This is a genomic window from Acidovorax lacteus (assembly GCF_039540375.1).
Taxonomy (GTDB): domain Bacteria; phylum Pseudomonadota; class Gammaproteobacteria; order Burkholderiales; family Burkholderiaceae_C; genus Acidovorax_G; species Acidovorax_G lacteus.
Genome location: NZ_BAABEX010000007.1, coordinates 316,230 through 341,013, shown reverse-complemented (window position 1 = coordinate 341,013; position 24,784 = coordinate 316,230). Strand labels below are relative to the sequence as shown.

At 66.9% G+C, this 24,784-nt stretch carries 17 protein-coding genes; 10 read left to right on the top strand and 7 right to left on the bottom strand.

The genetic code is table 11. The features are described from left to right. The 3 genes from ABD866_RS04980 to ABD866_RS04970 all read left to right on the top strand — a co-directional run. Positions 1–590 (top strand): methyl-accepting chemotaxis protein (locus ABD866_RS04980; protein ID WP_345061756.1); only part of this gene is annotated, 590 nt, incomplete at its 5' end. Positions 591–770: 180 nt separating this feature from the next. Beyond that, positions 771–1,259, top strand: a complete 489-nt coding sequence (locus tag ABD866_RS04975; protein ID WP_345061754.1) for an EVE domain-containing protein — start codon at positions 771–773, stop codon at positions 1,257–1,259. A 362-nt stretch (positions 1,260–1,621) separates the two neighbouring features. Further along, positions 1,622–3,949: a penicillin acylase family protein gene (locus ABD866_RS04970; RefSeq protein ID WP_425549550.1), complete on the top strand. Its 2,328-nt coding sequence runs from the start codon at positions 1,622–1,624 to the stop codon at positions 3,947–3,949. A 130-nt stretch (positions 3,950–4,079) separates the two neighbouring features. On the opposite strand, the gene ABD866_RS04965 is transcribed toward ABD866_RS04970, so the two are convergent. The 3 genes from ABD866_RS04965 to ABD866_RS04955 form a co-directional block, all read right to left on the bottom strand. Further along, positions 4,080–5,228, bottom strand: coding sequence for a P-loop NTPase family protein (locus ABD866_RS04965; RefSeq protein ID WP_345061750.1), 1,149 nt, complete (start codon positions 5,226–5,228; stop codon positions 4,080–4,082). Positions 5,229–5,382: 154 nt separating this feature from the next. Further along, the gene (locus tag ABD866_RS04960; protein ID WP_345061748.1) at positions 5,383–6,804 is read right to left on the bottom strand and encodes an aspartate kinase; all 1,422 of its coding nucleotides are present in this window, start codon (positions 6,802–6,804) and stop codon (positions 5,383–5,385) included. 297 nt (positions 6,805–7,101) lie between these two features. Next, complete coding sequence (locus ABD866_RS04955; RefSeq protein ID WP_345061746.1) at positions 7,102–8,406, bottom strand: hypothetical protein; 1,305 nt, start codon at positions 8,404–8,406, stop codon at positions 7,102–7,104. Between the two features lie 296 nt (positions 8,407–8,702). Here ABD866_RS04955 and ABD866_RS04950 point away from each other — a divergent pair, with 296 nt between their 5' ends. Beyond that, entirely contained in the window at positions 8,703–9,089 is a 387-nt protein-coding gene (locus ABD866_RS04950; RefSeq protein WP_345061744.1) for a Fur family transcriptional regulator, read from the top strand. A gap of 177 nt (positions 9,090–9,266) precedes the next feature. Here the strand turns inward: ABD866_RS04950 and lpdA are convergent, their stop codons facing one another. The 3 genes from lpdA to aceE are packed head-to-tail and all read right to left on the bottom strand — an operon-like array spanning position 9,267 to position 15,549. Continuing rightward, complete coding sequence (gene lpdA, locus ABD866_RS04945; protein ID WP_345061742.1) at positions 9,267–11,108, bottom strand: dihydrolipoyl dehydrogenase; 1,842 nt, start codon at positions 11,106–11,108, stop codon at positions 9,267–9,269. Positions 11,109–11,124: 16 nt separating this feature from the next. Beyond that, positions 11,125–12,816, bottom strand: a complete 1,692-nt coding sequence (gene aceF, locus ABD866_RS04940) for a dihydrolipoyllysine-residue acetyltransferase (RefSeq protein ID WP_345061740.1) — start codon at positions 12,814–12,816, stop codon at positions 11,125–11,127. Between the two features lie 18 nt (positions 12,817–12,834). Next, positions 12,835–15,549 (bottom strand): pyruvate dehydrogenase (acetyl-transferring), homodimeric type, encoded by a 2,715-nt coding sequence (aceE, locus tag ABD866_RS04935; RefSeq protein ID WP_345061738.1) that lies wholly within the window; start codon positions 15,547–15,549, stop codon positions 12,835–12,837. A 173-nt stretch (positions 15,550–15,722) separates the two neighbouring features. On the opposite strand from aceE, the gene ABD866_RS04930 reads away from it, so the two are divergent. From ABD866_RS04930 to ABD866_RS04910, 5 genes are all read left to right on the top strand, one after another. Next, on the top strand, positions 15,723–18,281 hold the full coding sequence (locus tag ABD866_RS04930) for a PAS domain S-box protein (protein ID WP_345061736.1): 2,559 nt from the start codon (positions 15,723–15,725) through the stop codon (positions 18,279–18,281). Further along, positions 18,278–18,904 (top strand): response regulator transcription factor, encoded by a 627-nt coding sequence (locus tag ABD866_RS04925; RefSeq protein WP_345061734.1) that lies wholly within the window; start codon positions 18,278–18,280, stop codon positions 18,902–18,904. The genes ABD866_RS04930 and ABD866_RS04925 overlap by 4 nt, the downstream gene beginning before the upstream one ends. 69 nt (positions 18,905–18,973) lie before the next feature. Beyond that, entirely contained in the window at positions 18,974–19,825 is an 852-nt protein-coding gene (gene folD, locus ABD866_RS04920; protein WP_345061732.1) for a bifunctional methylenetetrahydrofolate dehydrogenase/methenyltetrahydrofolate cyclohydrolase FolD, read from the top strand. A 58-nt stretch (positions 19,826–19,883) separates the two neighbouring features. Next, positions 19,884–21,929 carry a M3 family metallopeptidase gene (locus ABD866_RS04915; protein ID WP_345061730.1) on the top strand — a complete coding sequence of 682 codons (2,046 nt, stop codon included), beginning with the start codon at positions 19,884–19,886 and terminating at the stop codon, positions 21,927–21,929. Between the two features lie 44 nt (positions 21,930–21,973). Continuing rightward, positions 21,974–22,630 (top strand): glutaredoxin family protein, encoded by a 657-nt coding sequence (locus ABD866_RS04910; RefSeq protein ID WP_345061728.1) that lies wholly within the window; start codon positions 21,974–21,976, stop codon positions 22,628–22,630. Between the two features lie 281 nt (positions 22,631–22,911). On the opposite strand, the gene rpiA is transcribed toward ABD866_RS04910, so the two are convergent. After that, complete coding sequence (gene rpiA / locus ABD866_RS04905; RefSeq protein ID WP_345061726.1) at positions 22,912–23,601, bottom strand: ribose-5-phosphate isomerase RpiA; 690 nt, start codon at positions 23,599–23,601, stop codon at positions 22,912–22,914. Positions 23,602–23,641: 40 nt separating this feature from the next. Between rpiA and ABD866_RS04900 the strand changes: the two genes are divergently transcribed. Further along, entirely contained in the window at positions 23,642–24,694 is a 1,053-nt protein-coding gene (locus ABD866_RS04900) for a quinone-dependent dihydroorotate dehydrogenase (RefSeq protein ID WP_345061724.1), read from the top strand. Positions 24,695–24,784: the final 90 nt, after the last annotated feature.

The following is a 24,784-nucleotide window of genomic DNA, read 5'->3' as shown; positions in this document are numbered from 1 at the left end:
TGGTCACCCAGGTGGTGGCCACCATGAAGGACATTCACCAGCGCAGCGCCCGCATTGCCGACATCATCGGCGTGATCGACGGCATTGCCTTCCAGACCAATATCCTGGCGCTGAACGCCGCGGTGGAAGCCGCGCGGGCTGGGGAACAGGGCCGCGGCTTTGCCGTGGTGGCCAGCGAGGTGCGCAGTCTGGCCCAGCGCAGCGCCGAGGCGGCCAAGGAGATCAAGAGCCTGATCACCGCCAGCGTGGAGCGGGTGGAAGAAGGCAGCAGCCTGGTGGACCAGGCGGGTCACACCATGGAACAGGTGGTGCAGGCGATCGGCAAGGTCAACGAAATCATGCAGCAGATCAGCACGGCCAACCGCGAGCAGAGCCAGGGTGTGGACCAGATCAACGAGGTGGTCACGCACCTGGACCAAGGCACACAGCAAAACGCCGCGCTGGTCGAGGAAATGGCTGCCGCCGCGGGGAGCCTGAATACGCAGGCGCGCGAGCTGCTCGACACGGTGGAGCAGTTCCGGCTGCCACCTCACGCCAAAGCGGCCGCCGCGCCGCAGACGCGCCCTCAGCGCCGCCTGATCGCGACCTGATACCAAAGGCCCGGCGGCGCGCGCGGGGGCCATAGAGGGCACACGCGCGCATACCGGGCGCTGTGTGCCACAAGGCGCGCGCAGGTCGGCACAGCATGGTCGGCCCCAGCGCCCTGCGCGCTTGGCAGGCCTGTGGGCGTCCGCATGGTCAAGCGGTCGGGCTTTGACACAATGCGCGCCATGGTCAGCACTCCCCCGCCTCTTCGCTACTGGCTCATGAAGTCCGAGCCCGACGAATGTTCGATCGACGATGCCCTGGCGGCGCCGAACGCCACCGTGGCCTGGACCGGCGTGCGCAACTACCAGGCCCGCAACTTCATGCGGGACGAGATGCAGATTGGCGACGGCGTTTTGTTCTACCACTCGAGCTGCCCGCAGCCCGGCATTGCTGGCATCGCGCGCGTGGCCTCCGGGGTGCGCCCGGACCCCACGCAGTTCGACCCCGACTCCCCCTACCACGACCCCAAGTCAGCACCCGGCCAGCCCAGGTGGTGTCTGCTGGATGTGCAGGCGCTGCGCAAAACCCGGCTGATGGGGCTGGACGAACTGCGCCGCACGCCCGCCCTGGCCCACATGCGCATCCTGCAGCGGGGCAACCGGCTGTCGATCACGCCGGTGGACGCGGCCGAATGGGCGGCCGTGCTGCAACTGGCCGATCAGCCCGGCTGACGGCCGATTGCCCGCTTCGGGCCGCTGATCGCGGGCCAACGCTTGATACACGGGGCTTTGCCGGCGCCCCTCGCAATGCGCAGGCCTTTGGCGCAGCCGCACCCGCTGCGCTGCGTTGCACTGCCAAAGGGTCACCCCACACAGCGCATTTGGCGCGAACGGCTTGATGGTTGGCGTTTTTGGCTTGATCTGCTCGCGTGCCACGGCCTAGCATGGCCGTCAGCCCCCCCGCAGAGGGGTTCTGCCATCCTGGCCTGACTGGAGACACACCCATGCCATCCCCTTCTTGCCTGGCGGACGCACGCCGTTTGCCGCCTTCCGACTCTTTGCCTGCGCTGCGCCGTGGCCCTGCCCTGACCTTGATGGCCAGCGTGCTCGGTCTGGGCTTGCTGGCCGGCTGTGCCAGCCCACCCACCAGCGGGACGCGGGCCCAGGTGACGATTGAGCGCACCACGCACGGCGTGGCACACGTCACGGCTCAAGACATGGAATCGCTGGCCTACGGCGTGGCCTATGCCTACGCGCAGGACAACGTGTGCATGGTGGCCGACCTGCTGGTCACGGCGCGCGGCATGCGCAGCGCCACTTTCGGGCCGCGCACCATCGGCCTGCTGGGCCGGCGCTACCTGCCCAACGAGCAGATCGACCTCTTCATGGCCGCCCACATGGACGATGCGGCCCTGGAGCGCCAGTGGAGCAAGGCCAGCGCCGAGGCGCAGACCATGCTGCGTGGCTACGTGGCGGGCTACAACCGCTACCTGGCCGACCGCAAGGGCCAGCTGCCCGCAGCCTGCGCGGGCAAAGACTGGGTGCAGCCCATGACACTGCCGGAATACCGCCGCCTGGCCGAAATCACGGCCGTGCAGGCCGGCATCGCCGCGCTGGCCGATGGCATGGTGGGCGCGCGCCCGCCCGCCCCGGGCACCGCCCAGGGGGCGCTAGAGGCTCCTGCAGTCGACCTGGCCGACGCGGCCGACGCCCTGCGCGAGGCTGGAGTGCTGGATTCGCCGCTGGGCTCCAACGCCTGGGCCTTTGGCAAAGACACCACGGCCAACGGCAGCGGCATGCTGCTGGGCAACCCGCACTTCCCCTGGAGCGGCCCGAACCGCTTCTACCAACTGCACCTGCGCGTGCCCGGGCAGCTGGACGTGATGGGCGCGGGCCTGGGCATCTACCCTGTGGTGTCCATCGGCTTCAACCGCGACGTGGCCTGGTCGCACACGGTCTCGACCGGCAAGCGCTTCACGCTGTACGAGCTGGCACTGGTGCCCGGCGATCCGCTGAGCTACCTGGTGGACGGCCAGCCGGAAAAAATGACCGCCCGCACGGTGCGCGTGCCCGTGCGGGGTGACGACAGCCGCCTGCAGCAGCGCGAGCACACGGTCTACAGCACCCGCTGGGGCCCGGTGGTGGTGGTGCCGCGTGCAGGCCTGACCTGGAACGCCCGCACCGCCTACGCCCTGCGCGACGCCAACGCTGGCAACACCCGCACGGTAGACGCCGCGCTGGCCCTGGCCCGCGCCCGCAATGTGGAGGAACTGCACCGCGCCCACGCAGGGCTGGGCCTGCCCTGGGTCAACACCCTGGGGGCCGACCGCAGCGGCCGCGTGCTCTACACCGACACCAGCGTGGTGCCCGACGTGGACGCCGCCCAGCTGGAACGCTGCGCCCCCAGCGCCCCAGCCGCTGCTCTGCGCCGCGCCGCGGGCCTGGTGGTGCTCAACGGCGCGCGGGCCGACTGCGCGTGGCGGCAAGACAGCGCCTCGCCCGTGCCGGGGCTGATTCCGCAGCAGCGCATGCCTGTGGCCGTGCGCACCGACTGGGTGCACAACAGCAACGACAGTTTCTTCTACACCCACCCGGCGCAGACGTTCGAGGGCATCTCACCCCTGGTGGGCGACGCCGCCCTGACCCGGCCCCGCACCCGCGCCGGCCTGGCCGAAATTCCGGAGATGCTGGCGCGCGGCAAGGTCACGCTGTCGGGCATGCAAGACCAGCTCTACCAGAACCGCAACTTCATGGCCCAGGTGGTGGTACCCGACCTGCTGGCGGCCTGCGCCAACGCCCCCACGGCCGAGGCCCGCGACGCCTGCGCCGCCCTGCGCGGCTGGGACCTCCGCAACAACGTCGAATCCCGCGGGGCCCACCTGTTCCGCGAGTTCTGGCGCACGGCGCGCAATATTCCGGGCGTACACCGCATTCCGTTCGATCCGAAGCAACCGGTGGCGACGCCAGCCGGCTTGAAGATGGACGATGCCGCCACAGCCACCAAGGTGTGGGAATCGCTGACCAACGCCGTCAAGGCGGTGCGCGCGGCCGGCTTTGCGCTGGACGCCCCGCTGGGCAGCGTGCAGCGGCCCGAGATCACCGAGGAGGCCATTGCGCTGCATGGCGGCGATGAGTTCGAGGGCGTGCTCAACAACATCGGGCGGCAGGAAGCCGCGCCCATCAACGCCCGCGGCCTGCGCATCGACTACGGCACGAGCTATGTGCAGACGGTGACCTTTGACGCGCGCGGCCCCGTGGCGCAGGCGCTGCTGACCTACGGCCAGTCCACCGACCCAGCCTCGCCGCACGCGAACGACCAGATGCGCCTGTTCTCGCGCAAGCAGTGGCCCACCCTGCCCTTCCACGCCGAAGACGTTGCGCGCGAGCGCATCGGCCAGCCGCTGACGCTGGTGCGGCCTTAAGCTGGCTGCGAGCCCGGAGATGTCCGGGCTTTGCACCACTTTTCCCATCAAAATGGCTGCTCGTGCTTAGAAATCAAGCACGAGCAGCTATGTTTTTGATAGCATCTGCCAGCAATCGGCTGCGGCACCTTCACTGCGACAGCAGTTGGACCCGCTCGCGCCACACATGGCGCACAAAGGGGTCGGCCACGGCGTACACGCCATGCCCGGGCCGCACCACCAGGTTGGCGCTGATGAGCTTTTCGGCCAGCTTCTGCACCTGCGACGCGCTCACCGGAGCACCGATGCGCGCGGCGTAGCGCGCCAGCGCTTCTTCGCCAAACAGCCCCGACACACCACCCTCCTCTGCCTGGGCAATGTGGTCGAACACCGCCTGGCCCAGCACACCCAGGTCTTCGATGGCACGCAGTTCCACATCGGCCGCGGCCGAGGCCAGCGTGGCGCAGATGATGGCAAAGGCCGCATCGGCCGGGGCCGGAGCGCTTTGCAGTTGCACCAGCGCGCGCAGCAGTTCCTCGGGCCGGTGGCCCAGGGCCTGAAAGCCCGCCCAGGCGGCGTCGGCCGACGGCAGCACCGCACCCGCCGTGCGGCCGATGCGCGCGAGCTGCCACTCCACAAAATCGCGCCCCAGCGGCGCGTAGGCTGTGGTCAGCGCCCCGGTGAAGGGCTGCGAATGGCGCGTGGCCATGTCGGTGATCAGCGACTTGTGCGAGCCGGTGCCCAGAAACAGAAAGTACCCGGGCGTGCCCGGGCGGGCGTTCACCGCATCGCGCGCGGCCTTGAGCGCGTGCAGCAGGCTGCTGCCGTCTTCGGTGCCCAGCGCCTGCTGCACTTCGTCCACGATCAGCACCACATCGCGCCCGGTGCGCGCCACCAGCTCGGAAAAAGCCTGCGCCAGCGTCACGCCCTGGGGCTGGCCCAGGTGCTCGACCTGAAACCCCAGACTCAGGCCCAACGCGCCCAGGTTCAGGCCCTTCAGACGCTGCAGCAGCCCAGAGCCCGGGGTTTGCAACTCGCGCAGCGTGGCCCGCACCGCATCCATCACCAGCGCCGCCGGGCTCTTGCTGCGGTCGGCCCACAGGTCCACATAGACCACCAGCGCACCGCGGGCTTCGAGCGCGGGCACCAAGTCTTGCCGCAAGAACGTGGTTTTGCCCATGCGGCGGATGCCCGAGAGCAGCACGCCAGAGCGCACATTCAGGTGCAGCGGTGACGGCTGCAGCAGCTGCTGCGCCATCTGCTCTGCGTACGCGGTGCGGTGGAACACATCGGCGGCCATGGGTACCTCTTTTTATCCAAACAAGATTAATTATCTCTCGCGGGTAAGCACGGGTAAACAGGCCTGCCTGCGCACAAGGCCCACCAGCGCCCGGCAGAGCGGCACAAAAAAGCCCGCGCGAGGCGGGCTTTTTGCACGGGGTGGGCGCGCGTGTTCAGGCGCGCGGCACCGGAGCGCCCGAATTGACGCACAGCGCCAGGTTCAGCGCCTTGATCGCGGTCTTGTAGTCCTCGCGCTCAATCACGAACTGCATGTTCACCTGGCGCAGCGTTTGCGACACGCAATTCACATTGACCTGCGCATCGGCCAGCGCCTGCGCGGCCTTGGCCAGCACGCCGGGAATGCCGATGTTCGAGCCGATGGTGCACACGATCGCGCTGGGCTTGACGGTGACCACCTGGTAGGCCTCTTGCAGCTCGGCCACCAGCTCAGGCGTAACCTGGTTGTCCCACACCAGGTGGGCGATCGAATTGGCGTTGGTGGCCTTGAGGATGTAGCTCACGTCGTGCTTGCAGAACACGTTCATCAGGCCCGCGTCGAAGCCCACCGTGCCCACCATGCTGGGGTCGTGGATCTCGATCAGCGTGACCTTGTCGGTGCCGGTCACGATTTCGACCCGCGCGCGCTCGCCCACGAAGTCTTTGGTGATCAGCGTGCCCGGGTGGTCGGGCTCGAAGGTGTTTTTCAGGCGGATCGGGATGCCCGCCAGTTCCATCGGCTTGGCGGCCTTGGGATGGATGGCCTCCATGCCCACGTCGGCCAGCTGGTCGGCCACGTCGTAATTGGTGGCGCCCACCACGATGGCGTTTTCCAGGCCCACCAGGTTGGGGTCGGCCGACGAGAGGTGGAATTCCTTGTGGATCACCGCCTCGGCCGGGCGCACTTCCACGGCGATCTTGCTGAACGTGACCTCGGAGTAGCCGCGGTCAAACTCGCGCATGATGCCTTCGATGCCCTTGGTGTAGCCCGTGGCCACCACCACCTTGTCGGTCAGCTCCAGCCCGCGGAAGCTCTGCGCGATGCGCTCGTCAATCGTCCAGGCCTCGTTGTCGTCAAAGCCGGCCAGGTCCATCAGCACGGCGTTCACGCCGTTGGCCTTGAGGATCTCGACCGAATTGAACGCGCTGTGCGATTCGCCGATGGACGCCAGCACTTCGCGCGCTGCCAGCAGCACATCCTTGCGGCTCAGGTAGCCGCTGGCCAGCACATGCTGCATGGCGCTCAGGTACTCGCGTGCCTGACCGATGCGCTGGTCGATGAAAGCATCGGCCACGGCCAGCGGCAGGCCCAGGTCGGCATACCCGGCGTTGAGCTTTTTCAGGCTCACAGCCAGCTGGTTCAGGGCCTCCTGGTAGCCCTTGCCTTCGGCAAACAGCGCGTAAATGCCACGCTCGCCGGTCTTTTTGTGCTCCAGCAACTGGTTCGTCACGCCCGAGTAGGCCGACACCACGTAGATGCGGCCGTTGATGCGCTGGGGGTCGTACAGCATGATGTGGCGCAGCACATCACCGAAGGCGGTCATGGAAGTGCCGCCGATCTTTTCGACAGAGACCTTGGAGTGTTGAACGTCTTGCATGAACTGGCTCAGGGGAGCGTGTAAGAGGGCCGGGCGGGTCTGCCGCCACGGCGTAGCGCGGCGACAAACCCGCTATTTTCCAACACTTTCGATGCGAGGCTGTGCCGCAGCGGCCGCAGGTCTGTCGCTCGCAGTGCCCTTGGGTGTGAAGCCAGCCGCATGGGCGGCCGGGGCGAGCGGCTGCGGAACGAGCGCCCCTCGCGTCACCGCCACTCGCCGCCAGCGGCCTGGCCGACGCTGCTCCAGCGGAGCTTGCGCAAGCGCTGTCTGCGCTGCGCAAGACCGCGGTAGCCTGGGTCAGCGGGTGATGCCCAGCCAGGCAGCAGTGGACGGCACATACCCCAGACTCCGGCGCGCCTTCACGGCACCGGTGCTGCTGTCCAGCACGACCAACTGGCGGGCCACCGGATCGGTCAGGTACAGCTCATTCACGGCGCCATTGGTCACCAGCGTGGGCCACGGGGCCGCGCTGGGCATGGCAGGAATCGCACCGGCAATCCGCGCGAGCGGCGCCCACCCGCCGTTCTGGCGCTGCGTCACCACCAGGGTGCCCTGGTCGTCCAGCACAAAGAAGCGCTGACCGCTGCGATCAAATGCATGGGCGCGACGCTGGCGTCCCGTCTCCCATCCCTGCAGTACCAAGTCGGTCACGCTGGCACGTTCGGCGTCCACGGCGTAGAACCGGGTCGTGACCGGGGCGGGCGCAGTGCCCTCGGTCGCGACCCCGATGAAATGACCGGGCAAACTGGCATGGCCTGCAATCGTGCCCACCCGCAGGCGGGTGGTGAGCTTGCGGCCATCGTCCACCGCGTTGGCGGCGGTGTGGCGCACGAGCAGCATGCCGTCCAGGCATCCCGTGACGGTGTAGGCACCGCTGCTGAAGCTGCCATGCATGCCATCGCACCGGGTGGCCACTTGGCGCGAGAAGCTGTAGCCGCTGCCATTGCGCAGGTGCAGGTTAAGGTGGGTGGGCAAGGTGTCCGGGGCATCCGCGGCCCGGCTGACCAGCAGCAATTTGTCATCCAGAGGATCGGCCAAGCCGTGGATCGGGACATTCAGATCGGTGCTGGCCACCAGGCTGGCCCGCGCGATCGACGCATCGGTGAACAGACGCACCCCTGCGTTTTGCACCGGCGACGCCGTCGCATTGCCGTCCATGAAAAAGGCGGCCTGCTTGCCCGCCTGCACGTCATAGTGGGTGGGCCGTGGGCCGGTGATCTTCCAGGCAACCGAGCGACTGGCCTGTTTGTAGTCGTGCAGATGGTCGCCGTGGTCTTCTTGCCAGATGCCGCCGTCGATGATCTGAACCTGGTCCTGCAAGCGCTGCACCGCCAGGGCGTAACGGCCGCTCGGGCTCGCGTACACCGCCGATGGCTCATTGTCGAGCGTGTAGCTGGCCTCCACAGCAGCGGACGCACTGTCCAGGTCGTGCAGTCGCAAGGTCTTGCTCCCCTGCTCGGCCATGGCCAGGCGGCCCGCCGTGGCGATGCTCACCGAGTCATGCGCGCCGTCCGGGCCGCTGGACCCCCCACCACAGGCGGCCAGCAAGGCCGTGGCCAGCAAAGAGAGCGCCCAGCGGCGCGACTGCACAGAGATCTTCATGAACGGGGTCCTCAGGAATGGAAGGGATAACGGTGGGCGCGTCAGCGTCCCAATGGTCGGGTCTGTGCCCTCATGCCCCGCAGGGGCCGAAGCGGCTTGCGCCGCTTCGAGTGCACTTGGACTCTGGGCGCTGGCACTGCACACAGGCCCGAGCCGCGGCCGGAAGGGGGGCATCGGCAGGCAGGTGTGCTGCAGAGGGACGAGCAGGCACCGCCGCTAATGATAATGCATTCTCATTATCGTTAGCAACGAGGTGTGGTCCACAAGGTCATGCGTGCGCTGGCTACACTGCCCCCATGGAATCCACGCAGCGTTCTACCCGGCAGCGCACCGCCATCCGCACCACTGTTGAACAAGCGGGCCGCCCCTTGCTGGCCCCAGAGATTCTGGAGCGCGCTCAAGCAGAAGTGCCGGGTCTGTCACTCGCCACCGTCTATCGCAACCTGAAGAGCCTGGTCGAAGCCGGTGAGTTGCAGGTCGTGCAATTGCCCGGAGAAAACCCGCGCTACGAAATGCGCCACGGCCACCACCACCACTTCCTGTGTCGCCATTGCCAGCGCGTGTTCGACATCGACGCGTGCCCGGGCAATCTTGCCCGCTTGGTGCCGCAAGGCTTCAGCCTGGAAGACCACGAGCTCACGCTGTACGGCCGCTGCCCGGACTGCCAGAACGTCGGGCGCTGACAGCCCGCCCGCCGCGCGGGCGTGCGTATCCCCTGATCCACCGCAGCGGGCCGTCCACACCGCTCCTACCGCCAGATAGAACGACAGCGCACACGCGCCCAAGAAAAAACCGCGCAGTCCTGACAGGATCTGCGCGGCCAGCTACTGAATCAGTAGCAACCCAAGAGCGATCTCAGGTTATTTCTTCTGCGGCGGCACATCCGTGCAACTGCCGTGCGCAATCTCCGCAGCCATGCCGATACTCTCGCCCAGCGTGGGGTGCGGGTGGATGGTCTTGCCGATGTCCACGGCGTCGGCACCCATCTCAATCGCCAGAGCGATCTCGCCAATCATGTCGCCCGCATGGGTGCCTACGATGCCGCCGCCCAGGATCTTGCCGTGGCCGTGGGCCTCGGGGGAATCGTCGAACAGCAGCTTGGTGTAGCCCTCGTCGCGGCCATTGGCAATGGCGCGGCCGGAGGCCGTCCAGGGGAACAGGCCCTTCTTGACCTTGATGCCCTGGGCCTTGGCCTGGTCTTCGGTCAGGCCCACCCAGGCCACTTCGGGGTCGGTATAGGCCACGGATGGGATCACGCGGGCGTTGAAGGCGGCGGATGCCAGTTCCTTGTTGCCCTGCAGTTCACCGGCAATGACTTCGGCCGCCACGTGCGCCTCATGCACCGCCTTGTGCGCCAGCATGGGCTGGCCCACGATGTCGCCGATGGCGAAGATGTGCGGCACGTTGGTGCGCATCTGGATGTCGACGTTGATGAAGCCACGGTCCGTGACGGCCACGCCGGCTTTCTCGGCGGCAATCTTCTTGCCGTTGGGCGTGCGGCCCACGGCCTGAAGGACCAGGTCGTACACCTGGGGCGCGGGGGCGGTGCCGCCCTCTTCCGCCGCGGCAAAGGTCACTTCGATGCCTTCGGGCAAGGCGCGTGCGGACACGGTCTTGGTCTTGAGCATGATGTTGTCGAAGCGGTGGGCGTTCATCTTCTGCCACACCTTCACCAGGTCGCGGTCTGCGCCCTGCATCAGGCCGTCCATCATCTCCACCACATCCAGTCGTGCGCCCAGCGTGCTGTAGACGGTGCCCATTTCCAGGCCGATGATGCCGCCGCCCAGAATCAGCATGCGCTTGGGCACTTCCTTGAGCGCCAGCGCGCCGGTGGAGTCCACGACGCGCGGGTCGTCGGGCATGAACGGCAGGCGCACGGCCTGGCTGCCCGCGGCGATGATGGCTTTCTTGAAGGCGATGACCTTCTTGGTGCCCGTCTTGTCCTGGCCTGTGCCGGTGGTTTCTTCCACTTCGAGGTGGTTGGCCCCGACGAAAGCGCCGTAGCCGCGCACGGTGGTCACCTTGCGCATCTTGGCCATGGCCGCCAGGCCGCCGGTGAGCTTGCCGATCACCTTCTCTTTGTGGCCGCGCAGCGTGTCGACATTGACCTTGGGCGCGCCAAAGTCGATGCCTGCAGCGGACAGGTGCGAGACCTCGTCCATCACCGCGGCCACGTGCAGCAGTGCCTTGGAGGGAATGCAGCCCACGTTCAGGCACACGCCGCCCAGGGTGGCGTAGCGCTCGACGAGGACGACCTTCAGGCCCAGGTCGGCTGCGCGGAACGCGGCCGAGTAACCGCCAGGACCACCGCCCAGCACGAGCACATCGCACTCCAGATCGGCCGCTCCGCCAAAGCTGGATGCTTCTATTTTGATAGCGGCTTGTGCTTGAATTTGCTGGGCTGGAGCTTGATTTGGCACAGGTGCAGAAGCCGGTGCCGCCGGAGCGGGCGCAGCGGCAGCGCCGGCCACTTCCAGTGTCAGCACCACCGTGCCTTCGGCGACCTTGTCGCCCAGCTTCACTTTCAGCTCTTGGACCACGCCCGCGTGGCTGGACGGGATCTCCATGGAGGCCTTGTCAGACTCCACGGTGATCAGGCTCTGCTCGGCCTTGATGGTGTCGCCGGGCTTGACCAGCACTTCGATCACGCCGACTTCGGCGAAGTCGCCAATGTCGGGCACTTTGATGTCGATGATTGCCATGTGTGGTGCCCTCGCGTTACATCACGATGCGGCGGAAGTCCGCCAGCAGCGAGGCAAAGTACACGTTGAAGCGTGCGGCAGCGGCACCGTCGATCACGCGGTGGTCCCAGCTGAGCGACAGCGGCAGCATCAGGCGCGGCGCGAACTGCTTGCCGTCCCACTTGGGCTCCAGGCTGCTCTTGCACACGCCCATGATGGCAACTTCAGGCGCGTTGATGATGGGCGTGAAGTAACGGCCACCAATGCCACCCAGCGAGCTGATGGAGAAGCAGCCGCCGGTCATGTCGGCAGGGCCGAGCTTGCCGTCGCGCGCCTTCTTGGCCAGCTCGGCCATTTCCTGGCTGATCTGCACGATGCCCTTTTGGTCAGCGTCCTTGATGACGGGCACCACAAGCCCGTTGGGCGTGTCGGCCGCAAAGCCGATGTGGTAGTAGTTCTTCATCACCAGCTGGTCGCCGTCGAGCGAGCTGTTGAACTCCGGGAACTTCTTGAGCGCGGCCACGGCGGCCTTGATCATGAAGGCCAGCATGGTGACCTTGACGCCGCTCTTCTCGTTCTCTTTGTTGAACTGCACGCGGAAGGCTTCCAGGTCGGTGATGTCCGCGTCGTCGTGGTTGGTGACGTGCGGGATGACGACCCAGTTGCGGTGCAGGTTGGCACCGCTGATCTTCTTGATGCGGGAGAGGTCCTTGCGCTCGACAGGGCCGAACTTGGCAAAGTCCACCTTGGGCCAGGGCAACAGGTCCAGGCCCACGCCAGAGCCACCGGATGCCGCAGCAGGAGCCTTGGCCGCCTGGGCCTTGGTCTGCACCGCGCCGGTCATCACCTGCTTGGTGAAGGCCTGCACGTCTTCGGCCGTGATGCGGCCTTTGAGGCCGGAGCCCTTGACTTCTTCCAGCGGCACGCCCAGCTCGCGGGCGAACTTGCGCACCGAGGGGCTGGCGTGTGGCAGGCCCACAGGGGCACCGCCCGGGGTGTGGGCAGGCGCGGCAGCCAAGGCCACAGCGGCGGTGGGGGCCGCAGCCGCCACGGCAGGTGCAGCAGAAGCCACAGGAGCGGCCACGGGTGCTGCCACAGGGGCTGGTGCAGCGGCTGCGGGAGCTGCAGGCGCGGCAGAAGCCACTGCACCTTCCAGCACCGCCACCAGGTCACCGATGTTGACGGTGTCGCCCAGCTTGACCTTCAGCTCCTTGAGCACGCCTGCGGCGGGCGACGGAATCTCCATCGAGGCCTTGTCGGACTCCACGGTAAACAGCGACTGCTCAATTTTGATCGTGTCGCCAGGCTTGACCAGCAGTTCGATCACCGCCACATCCTTGAAGTCGCCGATGTCGGGCACGCGCACTTCAATAGAGCCTGTGGCCGTGGCGGGTGCAGCCGCCACCGGAGCGGCTGCCGCGGGCGCTGCCGCCGGGGCAGCGGCCACGGCCGGGGCTGGTGCGGCAGCAGGGGCTGCGGCTGCGGCGGCGCCTGCAGCCTCGATCACGGCGATGACCGAACCCTCCTTGACCTTGTCGCCCAGCGCGACTTTCAGTTCCTTGATCACGCCCGCATGGCTGGATGGAATCTCCATGGAGGCCTTGTCGGACTCCACGGTGATCAGGCTCTGCTCGGCCTTGACGGTGTCACCCACCTTGACGAGCAGCTCGATCACGCCGACTTCGTCGAAATCCCCGATGTCCGGGACTTTGATGTCTACCAGTGCCATTCTTGTCTCCGGTTCGTTTTAAGCGTACAGGGGGTTGGTCTTGTCGGCGTTGATGCCGTACTTGGCGATCGCCTCGGCCACCTTGGCCACGGGCACCACACCGTCGTCGGCCAGGGCACGCAGGGCGGCCACCACGATGTAGTGGCGGTTCACCTCGAAGTGCTCGCGCAGCTTGCTGCGGAAGTCGCTGCGGCCAAAGCCGTCGGTGCCCAGCACGCGGTAGCTGCGGCCCTGAGGGATGAACGGGCGGATCTGCTCGGCGTACGCCTTCATGTAGTCGGTCGAGGCCACCACGGGGCCGCTGCGGGTTGCCAGTTGCTGCGTCACGAACGGCACGCGCGGGGTCTCCAGCGGGTGCAGCAGGTTCCAGCGATCGGCGTCCTGGCCTTCACGCGTCAGCTCGTTGAAGCTCGGGCAGCTCCACACATCGGCCTGCACACCCCAGTCGGCAGCCAACAGGGTCTGGGCTTCCAGCGACTCGCGCAGGATGGTGCCCGAGCCCAGCAGCTGCACGCGCTTGTCGCCTTCAGCGCCCGGCTTGCAGAGGTACATGCCCTTGATGATCTGCTCTTCGGTGCCCGGGGTCAGGCCGGGCATGGCGTAGTTCTCGTTGAGCAGGGTGATGTAGTAGAAGACGTTTTCTTGCCGCTCGACCATGCGCTTCAAGCCGTGGTGCATGATCACCGCAACTTCGTGTGCGAAGGTCGGGTCGTAGCTGATGCAGTTGGGGATGGTGTTCGCCAGGATGTGGCTGTGGCCGTCTTCGTGCTGCAGGCCTTCGCCATTGAGCGTCGTACGGCCCGAAGTGCCGCCCAGCAGGAAGCCGCGCGCCTGCATGTCACCCGCAGCCCAGGCCAGATCGCCAATGCGCTGGAAGCCGAACATCGAGTAGTACACGTAGAACGGGATCATGATCCGGTTGTTCGTGCTGTAGCTGGTGGCGGCGGCAATCCAGCTGGCCATGCCGCCAGCCTCGTTGATGCCTTCCTGCAGGATCTGGCCGGCCTTGTCTTCCTTGTAGTACATCACCTGGTCCTTGTCGACCGGGGTGTACTGCTGGCCCAGGGGGTTGTAGATGCCGATCTGGCGGAACAGGCCTTCCATACCGAAAGTGCGGGCCTCGTCCACCAGGATGGGCACCACGCGCGGGCCCAGCGCCTGGTCACGCAAAAGCTGCGTGAGGAATCGCACATAGGCCTGCGTGGTCGAGATCTCGCGGCCCTCGGCCGTCGGGTCGAGCACGGCCTTGAAGGTCTCGAGCGCCGGTACGGTGAAGCTCTCTTCGGCCTTGGGGCGGCGCTTGGGCAGGTAGCCGCCCAGGGCCTTGCGGCGCTCGTGCAGGTACTTCATCTCCGGCGTGTCGTCGGCTGGTTTGTAGTACGGAATCTCGGCCAGCTTGCTGTCGGGGATCGGGATGTTGAAGCGGTCGCGGATGTACTTGATGTCCTCGTCCGACAGCTTCTTGGTCTGGTGCACGGTGTTCTTGCCCTCACCGGCCTTGCCCATGCCGTAACCCTTCACCGTCTTGACCAGCAGCACCGTGGGCTGGCCCTGGTGCGAATTGGCGGCGTGGAAGGCGGCGTACACCTTGGTGGGCTCGTGCCCGCCGCGGCGCAGCTCGAAAATCTCGTCGTCCGTCATGTGCTCGACGAGCTTGGCGGTCTCGGGGTACTTGCCGAAGAAGTGCTTGCGGATGTAGGCCCCGTCCATGGCCTTCATGGTCTGGTAGTCGCCGTCCAGCGTCTCCATCATCAGTTGCTTGAGCTTGCCGGTCTTGTCGCGGCGCAACAGCTCGTCCCAGCCAGCGCCCCACAGCAGCTTGATCACGTTCCAGCCCGCACCGCGGAACTCGCCTTCCAGCTCCTGCACGATCTTGCCGTTGCCGCGCACCGGGCCGTCCAGGCGCTGCAGGTTGCAGTTGATGACGAACACGAGGTTGTCGAGGTTCTCGCGCGCGGCCAGGCCGATGGCGCCCAGCGATTCGGGCTCGTCCATTTCACCGTCGCCGCAGAACACCCAGACCTTGCGCTTGGCCGTATCGGCAATGCCGCGGGCGTGCAGGTACTTGAGGAAGCGCGCCTGGTAGATGGCCATCAGCGGGCCCAGGCCCATCGACACCGTGGGGAACTGCCAGAACTCGGGCATGAGCTTGGGGTGCGGATAGCTCGACAGGCCCTTGCCATCCACTTCCTGGCGGAAGCTGTCGAGTTGCTCTTCCGTCAGGCGGCCTTCCAGGTAGGCGCGGGCATAAATGCCGGGTGCGCTGTGGCCCTGGATATAGAGCAGGTCACCGCCGTGCTCTTCGCTGGCCGCGTGCCAGAAGTGGTTGAAGCCTGCGCCAAACATGCTGGCCACCGACGCGAAAGAGCCGATATGGCCCCCCAGGTCACCTCCGTCCGCCGGGTTCAGGCGGTTGGCCCGTACCACCATGGCCATGGCATTCCAGCGCATGTAGGCGCGCAGGCGCTTTTCAATCTGGATGTTGCCGGGGCAATGGGCCTCCTGCTCGGGCTCGATGGTGTTCACATAGCCGGTGTTGGCCGAGAACGGCATGTCGATGCTGTTCTGGCGCGCGTGTTCGAGCAGGTTTTCAAGCAACTGGTGCGCCCGCTCAGGCCCTTCGGCCTCGATGACGGCGGTCAGGGCGTCCAGCCATTCACGCGTTTCCTGTGCATCCAGATCGTAGAGCGAGGAAGCGCCGAGGCCGGCCTTGGGGTCGGGTTGAGCGGACATGCAAGGTCTCCTTGGTTGATAGCGATGGTTATCGGTTGCTGGGGAGTGTCGCACAAACCTTGGCGTATTCCAAATTGCGCCAACACGTTTCATATAGCGATAATTTGCTGCGCTTGCACATGAATGAATTGCCAGCGGCTGCAGCGTCGGGTGGCTCCCCTACACTCGGCACCATGGATCCGACCCCTTCTGCGTCCACCGCCACGGGCCTTGCCGTGGACGCTCCGGCCCGCTGGTGGCGCACCTGGTGGCGCAGTCTTTCGCCGACCCGACAAGACCGTTTTGCGGCGCTGGCGCCGCTGGCCGCCGTGCTCATGTTCCTCGCAGCCATCGTGGCGGCGTTCTGGTATTTGCGCGCGGAGGAAGCCGAGCGGGAGCAGGAAGCCCTCAGGCGCGATGTGGAATACGCGCAGCAGCGCGTGCGCCTGCGGCTGCTGGAGCGGCAGGAGCAGATCATGCGGATCGCCCGCGACCTGTCTAACCAGGAGCTGGAGCGCAGCGAGTTCGTGAGCCGCGCCGAAACCCTGATCAGCCAGTACCCCGAGCTGCAGGCCATCACCTGGATCGACGAGCGCCGCCGCATCCGCGCCAGCCATGCGGCCCCGACGCTGTCGAGCAGCGAACTGCGCATTGCGGGCGAGGTGCTCAAGCCCGGCGACACCGCCGACGCTTACGGCCTGGCGCGAGATCTGCAGCAGCCCGTGTACACCCAGCCTACCCTTGCGGCCGGCGAGAACCCTCCGCTTTTGCAACTGCAGGTGCCGCTGAACAACCAGGGCAAGTTCAGCGGCGTGGTGCTCAGCGAATACTCGGTGGACAGCCTGTTGCGCTACGGCACACCCACCGAGGTGCTGGCCCGTTACGCCGTCACCCTGGTGGACGGGCGCGGCCAGGTGCTGGCCGGATCGCCGCTGCCGCCGCGCAATGCCGCCGCGACCTTGTGGCCCTGGAGCGCGCGCGCCAACGAGTATGAGATCCCGGTATCGCCCGTCGGCAACGGGCTGGTCTTAAGGGCTCAGGCCTACAAGACCTCGCTGGGCGTGGTCGGCAGTGGTTTCTTCTGGCTGGTGGGCACCCTCAGTGCGATGACCGCCTGGATGCTGATTGCGACCTGGCGGCACACCCGGCGGCGCCTGCAGGCGCAGCAGGCGCTGGTGGCCGAGACCAACTTCCGCCGGGCCATGGAAAACTCCATCCTCACCGGCATGCGTGCGCTCGACCTCGAAGGCCGCATCACCTACGTGAACGCCGCGTTCTGCCAGATGACCGGCTGGAGCGAACTCGAACTTGTGGGTTTGAAGGCCCCCTTCCCGTACTGGCCCGAATCCGACCACGAAGCCCTGCATGCCAAGCTGCGCGACGAGCTCAGCGGCAAGACCATCCACGGCGGCTTCCAGGTGCGCGTCAAGCGCAAGAACGGCACCATGTTCGATGCGCGGCTGTATGTGTCGCCGCTGATCGATGCGCACGGGCAGCAGACCGGCTGGATGACCTCGATGACCGACATCACCGAGCCCAACCGCATCCGCGAACAGCTCAGCGCTTCGCATGAGCGCTTCACCATCGTGCTCGAATCGCTGGACGCCTCCGTGTCGGTGGCACCGCTGGGCAGCGAGGAGCTGTTGTTCGCCAACAAGCTGTACCGGCAATGGTTCGGCTCGCAAACGCAGGGGCACTTGCAACTGGTGGCCCAGGCCGGCGTGGTGCCGGTGGCCGGCACCGCCGCGGGCATGGACGACGAGGACGGCCTCATGGGCCTCCCAACCGACCCGCTGACGAGCGCACGCTCCGAAAACGCCGAGATCTTTCTACCCGACCTGGGCAAGTGGCTGGAAGTGCGCTCGCGCTACCTCAACTGGGTAGACGGCCGTCTGGCGCAGATGGTGATTGCCACCGACATCACCCCGCGGCGGCTGGCCGAAGAGCAGGCGGCCCGCCAGGCCGAGCGCGCGCAGTCGGTCAGCCGCCTGATCACCATGGGTGAGATGGCGTCCAGCGTCGCGCACGAACTCAACCAGCCGCTCACGGCCATCAGCAACTACTGCAGCGGCATGATCTCGCGCATCCAGAGCGGCCAGATCACCGAAGAGGCCTTGCTGGCTGCGCTGCAAAAAACCTCGCACCAGGCACAGCGGGCCGGGCAGATCATCCAGCGGATCCGCGCGTTCGTGAAGAAAAGCGAACCCAATCGCACCTTGGCCGATGTGACCTCCATGGTCAATGAGGCGGTGGAACTCGCGGATATCGAGCTGCGGCGGCGCAACGTACGGCTTACACACTACGTGGCCGCACGGCTGCCGCCGGTGATGGCCGACACCATCCTGATCGAGCAGGTGCTCGTGAACCTCATGAAGAACGCGGCCGAGTCGATCGACCACGCCAACCGCCCTGCGTCGGCCCGCAGCGTCGAGCTGCGCGTGGTGCCCAGAACGCTCGAAGAGCGGCAGGTGGTCGAGTTTGCGGTCCAGGACACGGGCAAAGGACTGGCACCCGAAGTACTGGAGCGCCTGTTTGAAGCCTTCTTCTCGACCAAGTCCGAAGGCATGGGCATGGGCCTGAACCTGTGCCGCAGCATCGTCGAGTCGCACCAGGGCAGGATGCAGGCGGAGAACCTCTACAATGGATCGGAGGTGGTCGGCTGCCGCTTCTCCTTCTGGCTCCCGCTGGCCAAGCCTCACGACGACACTACCAATTCTGTAGCAAACGAGCAAAACCCGAGGGTAAGTGCATGAGCTTGATTCCGAAAAAAGGCACCGTGTACGTCGTGGACGACGACGAAGCCGTCCGCGATTCGCTGCAATGGTTGCTCGAAGGCAAGGACTACCGGGTCCGTTGTTTCGATTCGGCCGAGAACTTTCTTGCACGCTACGACCCGCGCGAAGTCGCCTGCCTGATCGTGGACATCCGCATGGGCGGCATGACCGGGCTGGAGCTGCAAGACCGCCTGATCGAGCGCAAGTCGCCCCTGCCCATCGTCTTCATCACCGGCCACGGCGACGTGCCCATGGCCGTGAACACCATGAAGAAGGGCGCGCTGGACTTCATCCAGAAGCCCTTCAACGAGGAAGAACTGGTGGGCCTGGTCGAGCGCATGCTCGACCGCGCCCGGGAAGCCTTCGCCGGCTACCAGCAGGCCGCCAGCCGCGACGCGCTGCTGTCCAAGCTCACGAGCCGCGAGGCCCAGGTGCTCGAACGCATCGTGGCCGGTCGCCTGAACAAGCAGATCGCCGACGACCTGGGCATCAGCATCAAGACGGTGGAGGCGCACCGCGCCAACATCATGGAAAAGCTCAACGCCAACACCGTGGCCGATCTGCTCAAGATTGCGCTTGGCCAAGCCGCCCCCAAGGCCTGACACTCCTATTTTGATAGCTGCTCGTGCTTGATTGCTAAGCACGAGCGCCCTATTGGACCCTGAATCTCCATGACTGCCCAACTGATCGACGGCAACGCCCTCTCGCGCCAACTGCGCACCGAAGTCGCCCAGCGCGCGGCCGCCCTCAAGGCCCGTGGCACCACACCCGGCCTGGCCGTGGTGCTGGTGGGCGACAACCCGGCCTCGCAGGTCTATGTGCGCAACAAGGTCAAGGCCTGCGAAGACAGCGGGCTGCATTCGGTGCTCGAACAATACGATGCAACGATGACCGAGGCCGAGTTGCTCGCGCGCGTCGAAGCGCTCAACCAGGACCCTTCCATCCACGGCATCCTGGTGCAACTGCCGCTGCCCGCCCACATCGACGCCCAGAAGGTGATCGAAGCCATCTCGCCCGCCAAGGATGTGGACGGCTTCCACATCGCCAGCGCCGGAGCGCTGATGACCGGCATGCCCGGCTTCTGGCCCTGCACGCCCTACGGCTGCATGAAGATGCTCGAATCCATCGGCTACGACCTGCGCGGCAAGCACGCGGTGGTGATCGGCCGCAGCAACATCGTGGGCAAGCCCATGGCGCTGATGCTGCTGCAAAAAGATGCCACCGTGACCGTCTGCCATTCGCGCACGGCCGACCTCAAGGCCCAGACGCTGCAGGCCGACGTGATCGTGGCCGCCGTGGGCAAGCGCAACGTGCTTACGGCCGATATGGTCAAGCCCGGAGCCGTGGTGCTGGACGTGGGCATGAACCGCAACGACGAAGGCAAGCTCTGCGGCGACGTGGACTTTGACGGCGTCAAGAACGTGGCTGGCTGGATCACGCCCGTGCCCGGAGGCGTGGGCCCAATGACCATCACCATGCTGCTGGTCAACACGCTCGAAGCCGCCGAACGCGCGGCGGGCTGAGCCCGGCACGCGCAGCCCCCACCTTGAACCCCGGCCCCCCGGCACCACCTGAACGCGCATGAGCAATCCCCTCCTCGACTTCACCGACCTCCCCCTGTTCGACCAGATCCGCGCCGAGCATGTTGCGCCCGCGGTGGATGCGCTGCTGCAGCAGGCCGAACAGGCGCTGGAGACGGTGACCGCGCCCGCGTTTGCGGCCGACTGGAGCGCCATGGCCGGCACGCTCGACGTGGCCACCGAACGCCTGGGCCGCGCCTGGGGCGCCGTGAGCCACCTCAACAGCGTGATGGACACGCCCGAGCTGCGCGCTGCCTACAACGCCGCCCTGCCCCGCGTGACGGAGTTCTGGACCCGCCTCGGGGCCGATGAACGCCTGTACGCCAAATACAAAGCCATGGACGCGAGCCGCCTGAACGCCGAGCAGCAGCAGGCCCTGCGCAACGCGATCCGCAACTTCGTGCTCAGCGGCGCCGAGCTGCAGGGTGCCGCCAAGGAGCGTTTTGCCCAAATCCAAGAGCGCCAGGCCGAGCTGAGCCAGAAGTTCAGCGAAAACGCGCTGGACGCGACCGACGCCTTCGCCTACTTCGCCAGCGCCGACGAGGTGGCCGGCATTCCGGCCGATGTGCTGCAGACCGCAGCGCAGGCCGCCGAGGCCGACGGCCGCACCGGGCAGTACAAGCTCACGCTCAAGATGCCCTGCTATCTGCCGGTGATGCAGTTTGCCGAGCGCAGCGACCTGCGTGAGAAGCTCTACCGCGCCTACGTAACCCGTGCTTCTGACCAGGCCCCGGCCGAAGCCGCGCAGTACGACAACACGGCGCTGATCCGTGAAATTCTGGCCCTGCGCCGCGAAGAAGCCCAACTGCTGGGCTACCCGAACTTCGGCGAGCTGTCGGTGGTGCCCAAAATGGCGGGCTCAGCCGGCGAGGTGGTGCGCTTCCTGCGCGACCTGTCCCGCCGCGCGCGCCCCTACGCCGAGCAGGACGTGGCCGACCTGCGCGCCTTTGCCAAAAGCCAGCTGGGCCTGGCAGAGCCTCAGGCCTGGGACTGGCCCTACATCGGTGAGAAGCTCAAGGAAGCGCGCTACGCCTTCAGCGAACAAGAGGTCAAGCAGTACTTCACCGCGCCCAAGGTACTGGCCGGGCTGTTCCAGATCATCGAAACCCTGTTCGAGGTGCAGATACGCCGCGATACCGCGCCCGTGTGGCACCCGGCGGTGGAGTTCTACCGCATCGAGCGCGGCGGCCAACTGGTCGGCCAGTTCTACCTGGACCAGCCCGCCCGCACGGGCAAGCGCGGCGGTGCCTGGATGGACGATGTGCGCGCCCGCTGGCTGCGCCCGGACACCAGCCGCCTGCAGACGCCGGTGGCCCACCTGGTCTGCAACTTTGCCGACGGTGTGGGCGGCAAGCCGCCGCTGCTCACGCACGACGATGTGATCACGCTGTTCCACGAGTTCGGACACGGCCTGCACCACATGCTCACGCAGGTGAACGAGCGCGACGTCTCGGGCATCAGCGGCGTTGAATGGGATGCGGTAGAACTGCCCAGCCAGTTCATGGAGAACTTCTGCTGGGAGTGGAGCGTGCTGCGCCATATGACGGCCCATGTGGACACCGGCGAGCCGCTGCCGCGCGCGCTGTTCGACAAGATGCTGGCGGCCAAGAACTACCAGGCCGGCATGCAGACGCTGCGCCAGATCGAATTTGCCTTGTTCGACATGCTCCTGCACACCGAACACGACCCGGCCGACGACTTCATGCCCGTGCTGCAGCGCGTGCGCGAAGAAGTGGCGGTGCTGCAGCCGCCGGCCTTCAGCCGCACGGCCCACACCTTCAGCCACATTTTTGCGGGTGGCTACGCGGCGGGCTACTACAGCTACAAGTGGGCCGAAGTGCTGAGCGCCGACGCCTACGCGGCCTTCGAAGAAGCCCAGGCCGGCAGCGACCAGCCGAGCGTGGAAACAGGTCGCCGTTATCGTCAGGCCATTCTGGAAGTCGGCGGCAGCCGCCCGGCCATGGAATCGTTCAAGGCCTTCCGAGGACGCGAGCCCCAGCTCGATGCGCTGCTGCGTCACCAGGGCATGGCCGGAACCGCTGCCTGACCCGTAGCTTGCTGGCCCGCCCGTACCTGTCGGAGAATGAAACCATGAAGAAGACCTCTCCCGTGCTGCTGTCGCTCGTGCTGTCGGGCCTGTCGCTGTGTTCCGTGGCCGTGCAGGCCCAGGGCGTGTACCGCATCGTGGGCCCGGACGGCAAAGTCACCTTCTCGGACCGACCGCCCGCCGACACCGCCGCGCAGCCCGCGCGCGTGGCCACGCCCTCGGGGCCGTCGTCGGAGGCTTCGCTGCCCTTCGAGTTGCGCCAGGTGGCGTCGCGCTATCCTGTGACCATCTACATCGGCACCGACTGCGCACCCTGCACGGGCCTGCGCAACCTGCTCGTGTCCCGCGGCGTGCCGTTTTCCGAGCGCACGGTCACCAGCAACGAAGACATCGAGGCCCTGCAGCGCCTGAGCGGCAGCAACACCCTGCCCTTTGGCACCATCGGGGGGCAGCAGCTTTCGGGCTTTGCCGATGTCGAGTGGACGCGGTATCTCGACGCGGCCGGCTATCCCAAGCAATCGCAGTTGCCCGCCAACTACCGCCGCCCGGCCCCTGCGCCTCTGGTGGCGGCCAAACCGGTCGAGGCCGCCCCCAATGCCGCAGGCACGGCGCCGGCTGCCCGCCCGGCACCGCAGCGCCCGCAGCCTGCAGCGCCCACCGAAGGCCCGACGCCCAGCAACCCCGCAGGCATCCGCTTCTGACCCGGTGCCTGCCCGCAAGGGCAGTGCGCTGCTCCATCGTGCTGACCCCCGCAGCACGGCGTGGCCGCTTCCCGCCCGCCCGCGCATTCTGACCACGCACTGCGCCAGATCGGGCCGGGGCAATCCTCACGCATCAGCAATACCGCGCAACGCCACGCGCCAGCACTACTGACATGGCGCACGCCGCGGCGCGGGGACTGCGGCGGGGCCCATCGTCTCAGGAGTTCAGGGCAGCGCAGGCAGCCCCCTGGGTGGCAAGGCGGCAAATGCCTGCCAGCGCGTCAATACCGCAGCGTCTGCACGCCTTGCGCCGTACCCAGCAGGCACACCGACGCCTTTTGGTGGGCAAACACGCCTACGGTGACCACGCCGGGCCACTGGCTGACATCGGACTCAAAGGCGAGCGGATCGGTGATCTGCAGGCCCGTCACGTCCAGGATGTGCTGGCCGTTGTCCGTGACCAGGGGGGCGCCCTCGCGCATCCGCACGGTTGCCGTCCCTCCCAGAGCGGCGAAGCGGCGGGCAATCTGGGCAGCGGCCATGGGAATCACCTCGACCGGCAGCGGAAAACGGCCCAGCACGTCCACGCGCTTGCTCTCGTCGGCAATGCACACAAAGGTGCGTGCCAGGGCGGCCACGATCTTCTCGCGCGTGAGCGCCGCGCCACCGCCCTTGACCATGTGGCCGCGGCTGTCGATCTCGTCGGCACCATCGATGTAGACCGACAGGGCCTCGACCTCGTTCGCGTCGAACACCGGAATGCCCAGCGCGCGCAGGCGCTCGGTGCTGGCCACCGAGCTGGAGACCGCACCGCGGATCTGGTCCTTCATGCTGGCCAGCGCGTCGATGAACTTGTTGACCGTGGACCCGGTGCCGACACCGACGATTTCACCGGGCGTGACGTATTGCAGGGCGGCCTGGCCCACCAGGGTCTTGAGTTCGTCTTGGGTCAGCGTGGAAGGAGTGCTCATCGGGGACAATTCAGAGTTTCTTGCCCCCGATTATCCCCCCATGGCCCTGATCCCCTACGCCCTCACCCGCCCCTTCCTGTTTGGTCTGGACCCCGAGCAGGCCCACGATCTGACGCTGCAGTGGCTGCAGCGCGGCCAGGGCACACCGCTGGAGTGGGCCTGGTGCCAGACGCAGGTGGCCGACCCGGTGGAGATTGCCGGACTGCGCTTTCCCAACCGCGTAGGCCTGGCGGCTGGCCTCGACAAGAATGCGCGTTGCATCGACGCCTTTGCGGGCATGGGCTTTGGCTTCGTGGAGGTCGGCACGGTCACCCCCAAGCCGCAGGCGGGCAATCCCAAGCCACGCATGTTCCGGCTGCCCGCGGCCGATGCGCTTATCAACCGCCTGGGTTTCAACAACGACGGGCTGGATGCCTTTGTGGCCAACGTCCAGCGCGCAGCCTGCCGCCGGCCGGGCGCAGCCCGGCGCATCGTGCTCGGGCTCAACATCGGCAAGAACGCCGCCACGCCCATCGAGTCGGCCACACAGGACTACCTGCTGGGCCTGGAGGGCGTGTATCCCCATGCCGACTACGTGACGGTGAACATCAGCTCGCCCAACACGCAGAACCTGCGGGCCCTGCAAAGCGACGAGGCGCTGGACAGCCTGCTGTCGGCCCTGGCCACGCGCCGCGAAGAGCTGGCCGCGCGGACCGGCCGCCGCGTGCCGCTGTTCGTGAAGATCGCCCCCGACCTGGACGCGCAGCAGATTGAGGTGATTGCCGCCACCCTGAAGCGCCACGGCATGGACGGCGTGATCGCCACCAACACCACCATCCGGCGCGACGCCGTGCAAGGTTTGCCGCACGCGGCGGAAACCGGGGGCCTGAGCGGCGCACCGGTGCGCGAGGCCAGCAACCAGGTGATCCGCGCGCTGCGCACGGCACTGGGCCCAGCGTTCCCAATCATCGGTGTGGGCGGCGTCATGAGCCCGGCCGACGCGGCGGCCAAGATCGCCGCCGGGGCCGATCTGGTGCAGATCTACACCGGCCTGATCTACCGCGGCCCCGGCCTGGTGCCTGCGGCGGCCCAGGCAGTGCGCAGCGCTCGCTGAACGGGCCCAGGGCACTGGCCTCTGCGCTTTCCACACGCCGGTGCGACCGGTGCGGCGCACCGCTGCGCCTGCTGCGGAAGACCGTGGGAG

Coding starts and splice junctions, on each gene's coding strand:
- ABD866_RS04950 (WP_345061744.1), top strand. CDS start 8,703: ATGGAATCCACGCAGCGTTCTACCCGGCAGCGCACCGCCATCCGCACC.
- rpiA (WP_345061726.1), bottom strand. CDS start 23,601: ATGAGCACTCCTTCCACGCTGACCCAAGACGAACTCAAGACCCTGGTG.
- folD (WP_345061732.1), top strand. CDS start 18,974: ATGACTGCCCAACTGATCGACGGCAACGCCCTCTCGCGCCAACTGCGC.
- ABD866_RS04930 (WP_345061736.1), top strand. CDS start 15,723: ATGGATCCGACCCCTTCTGCGTCCACCGCCACGGGCCTTGCCGTGGAC.
- aceE (WP_345061738.1), bottom strand. CDS start 15,549: ATGTCCGCTCAACCCGACCCCAAGGCCGGCCTCGGCGCTTCCTCGCTC.
- ABD866_RS04955 (WP_345061746.1), bottom strand. CDS start 8,406: ATGAAGATCTCTGTGCAGTCGCGCCGCTGGGCGCTCTCTTTGCTGGCC.
- lpdA (WP_345061742.1), bottom strand. CDS start 11,108: ATGGCAATCATCGACATCAAAGTGCCCGACATTGGCGACTTCGCCGAA.
- aceF (WP_345061740.1), bottom strand. CDS start 12,816: ATGGCACTGGTAGACATCAAAGTCCCGGACATCGGGGATTTCGACGAA.
- ABD866_RS04960 (WP_345061748.1), bottom strand. CDS start 6,804: ATGCAAGACGTTCAACACTCCAAGGTCTCTGTCGAAAAGATCGGCGGC.
- ABD866_RS04965 (WP_345061750.1), bottom strand. CDS start 5,228: ATGGCCGCCGATGTGTTCCACCGCACCGCGTACGCAGAGCAGATGGCG.
- ABD866_RS04900 (WP_345061724.1), top strand. CDS start 23,642: ATGGCCCTGATCCCCTACGCCCTCACCCGCCCCTTCCTGTTTGGTCTG.
- ABD866_RS04970 (WP_425549550.1), top strand. CDS start 1,622: ATGGCCAGCGTGCTCGGTCTGGGCTTGCTGGCCGGCTGTGCCAGCCCA.
- ABD866_RS04925 (WP_345061734.1), top strand. CDS start 18,278: ATGAGCTTGATTCCGAAAAAAGGCACCGTGTACGTCGTGGACGACGAC.
- ABD866_RS04915 (WP_345061730.1), top strand. CDS start 19,884: ATGAGCAATCCCCTCCTCGACTTCACCGACCTCCCCCTGTTCGACCAG.
- ABD866_RS04975 (WP_345061754.1), top strand. CDS start 771: ATGGTCAGCACTCCCCCGCCTCTTCGCTACTGGCTCATGAAGTCCGAG.
- ABD866_RS04910 (WP_345061728.1), top strand. CDS start 21,974: ATGAAGAAGACCTCTCCCGTGCTGCTGTCGCTCGTGCTGTCGGGCCTG.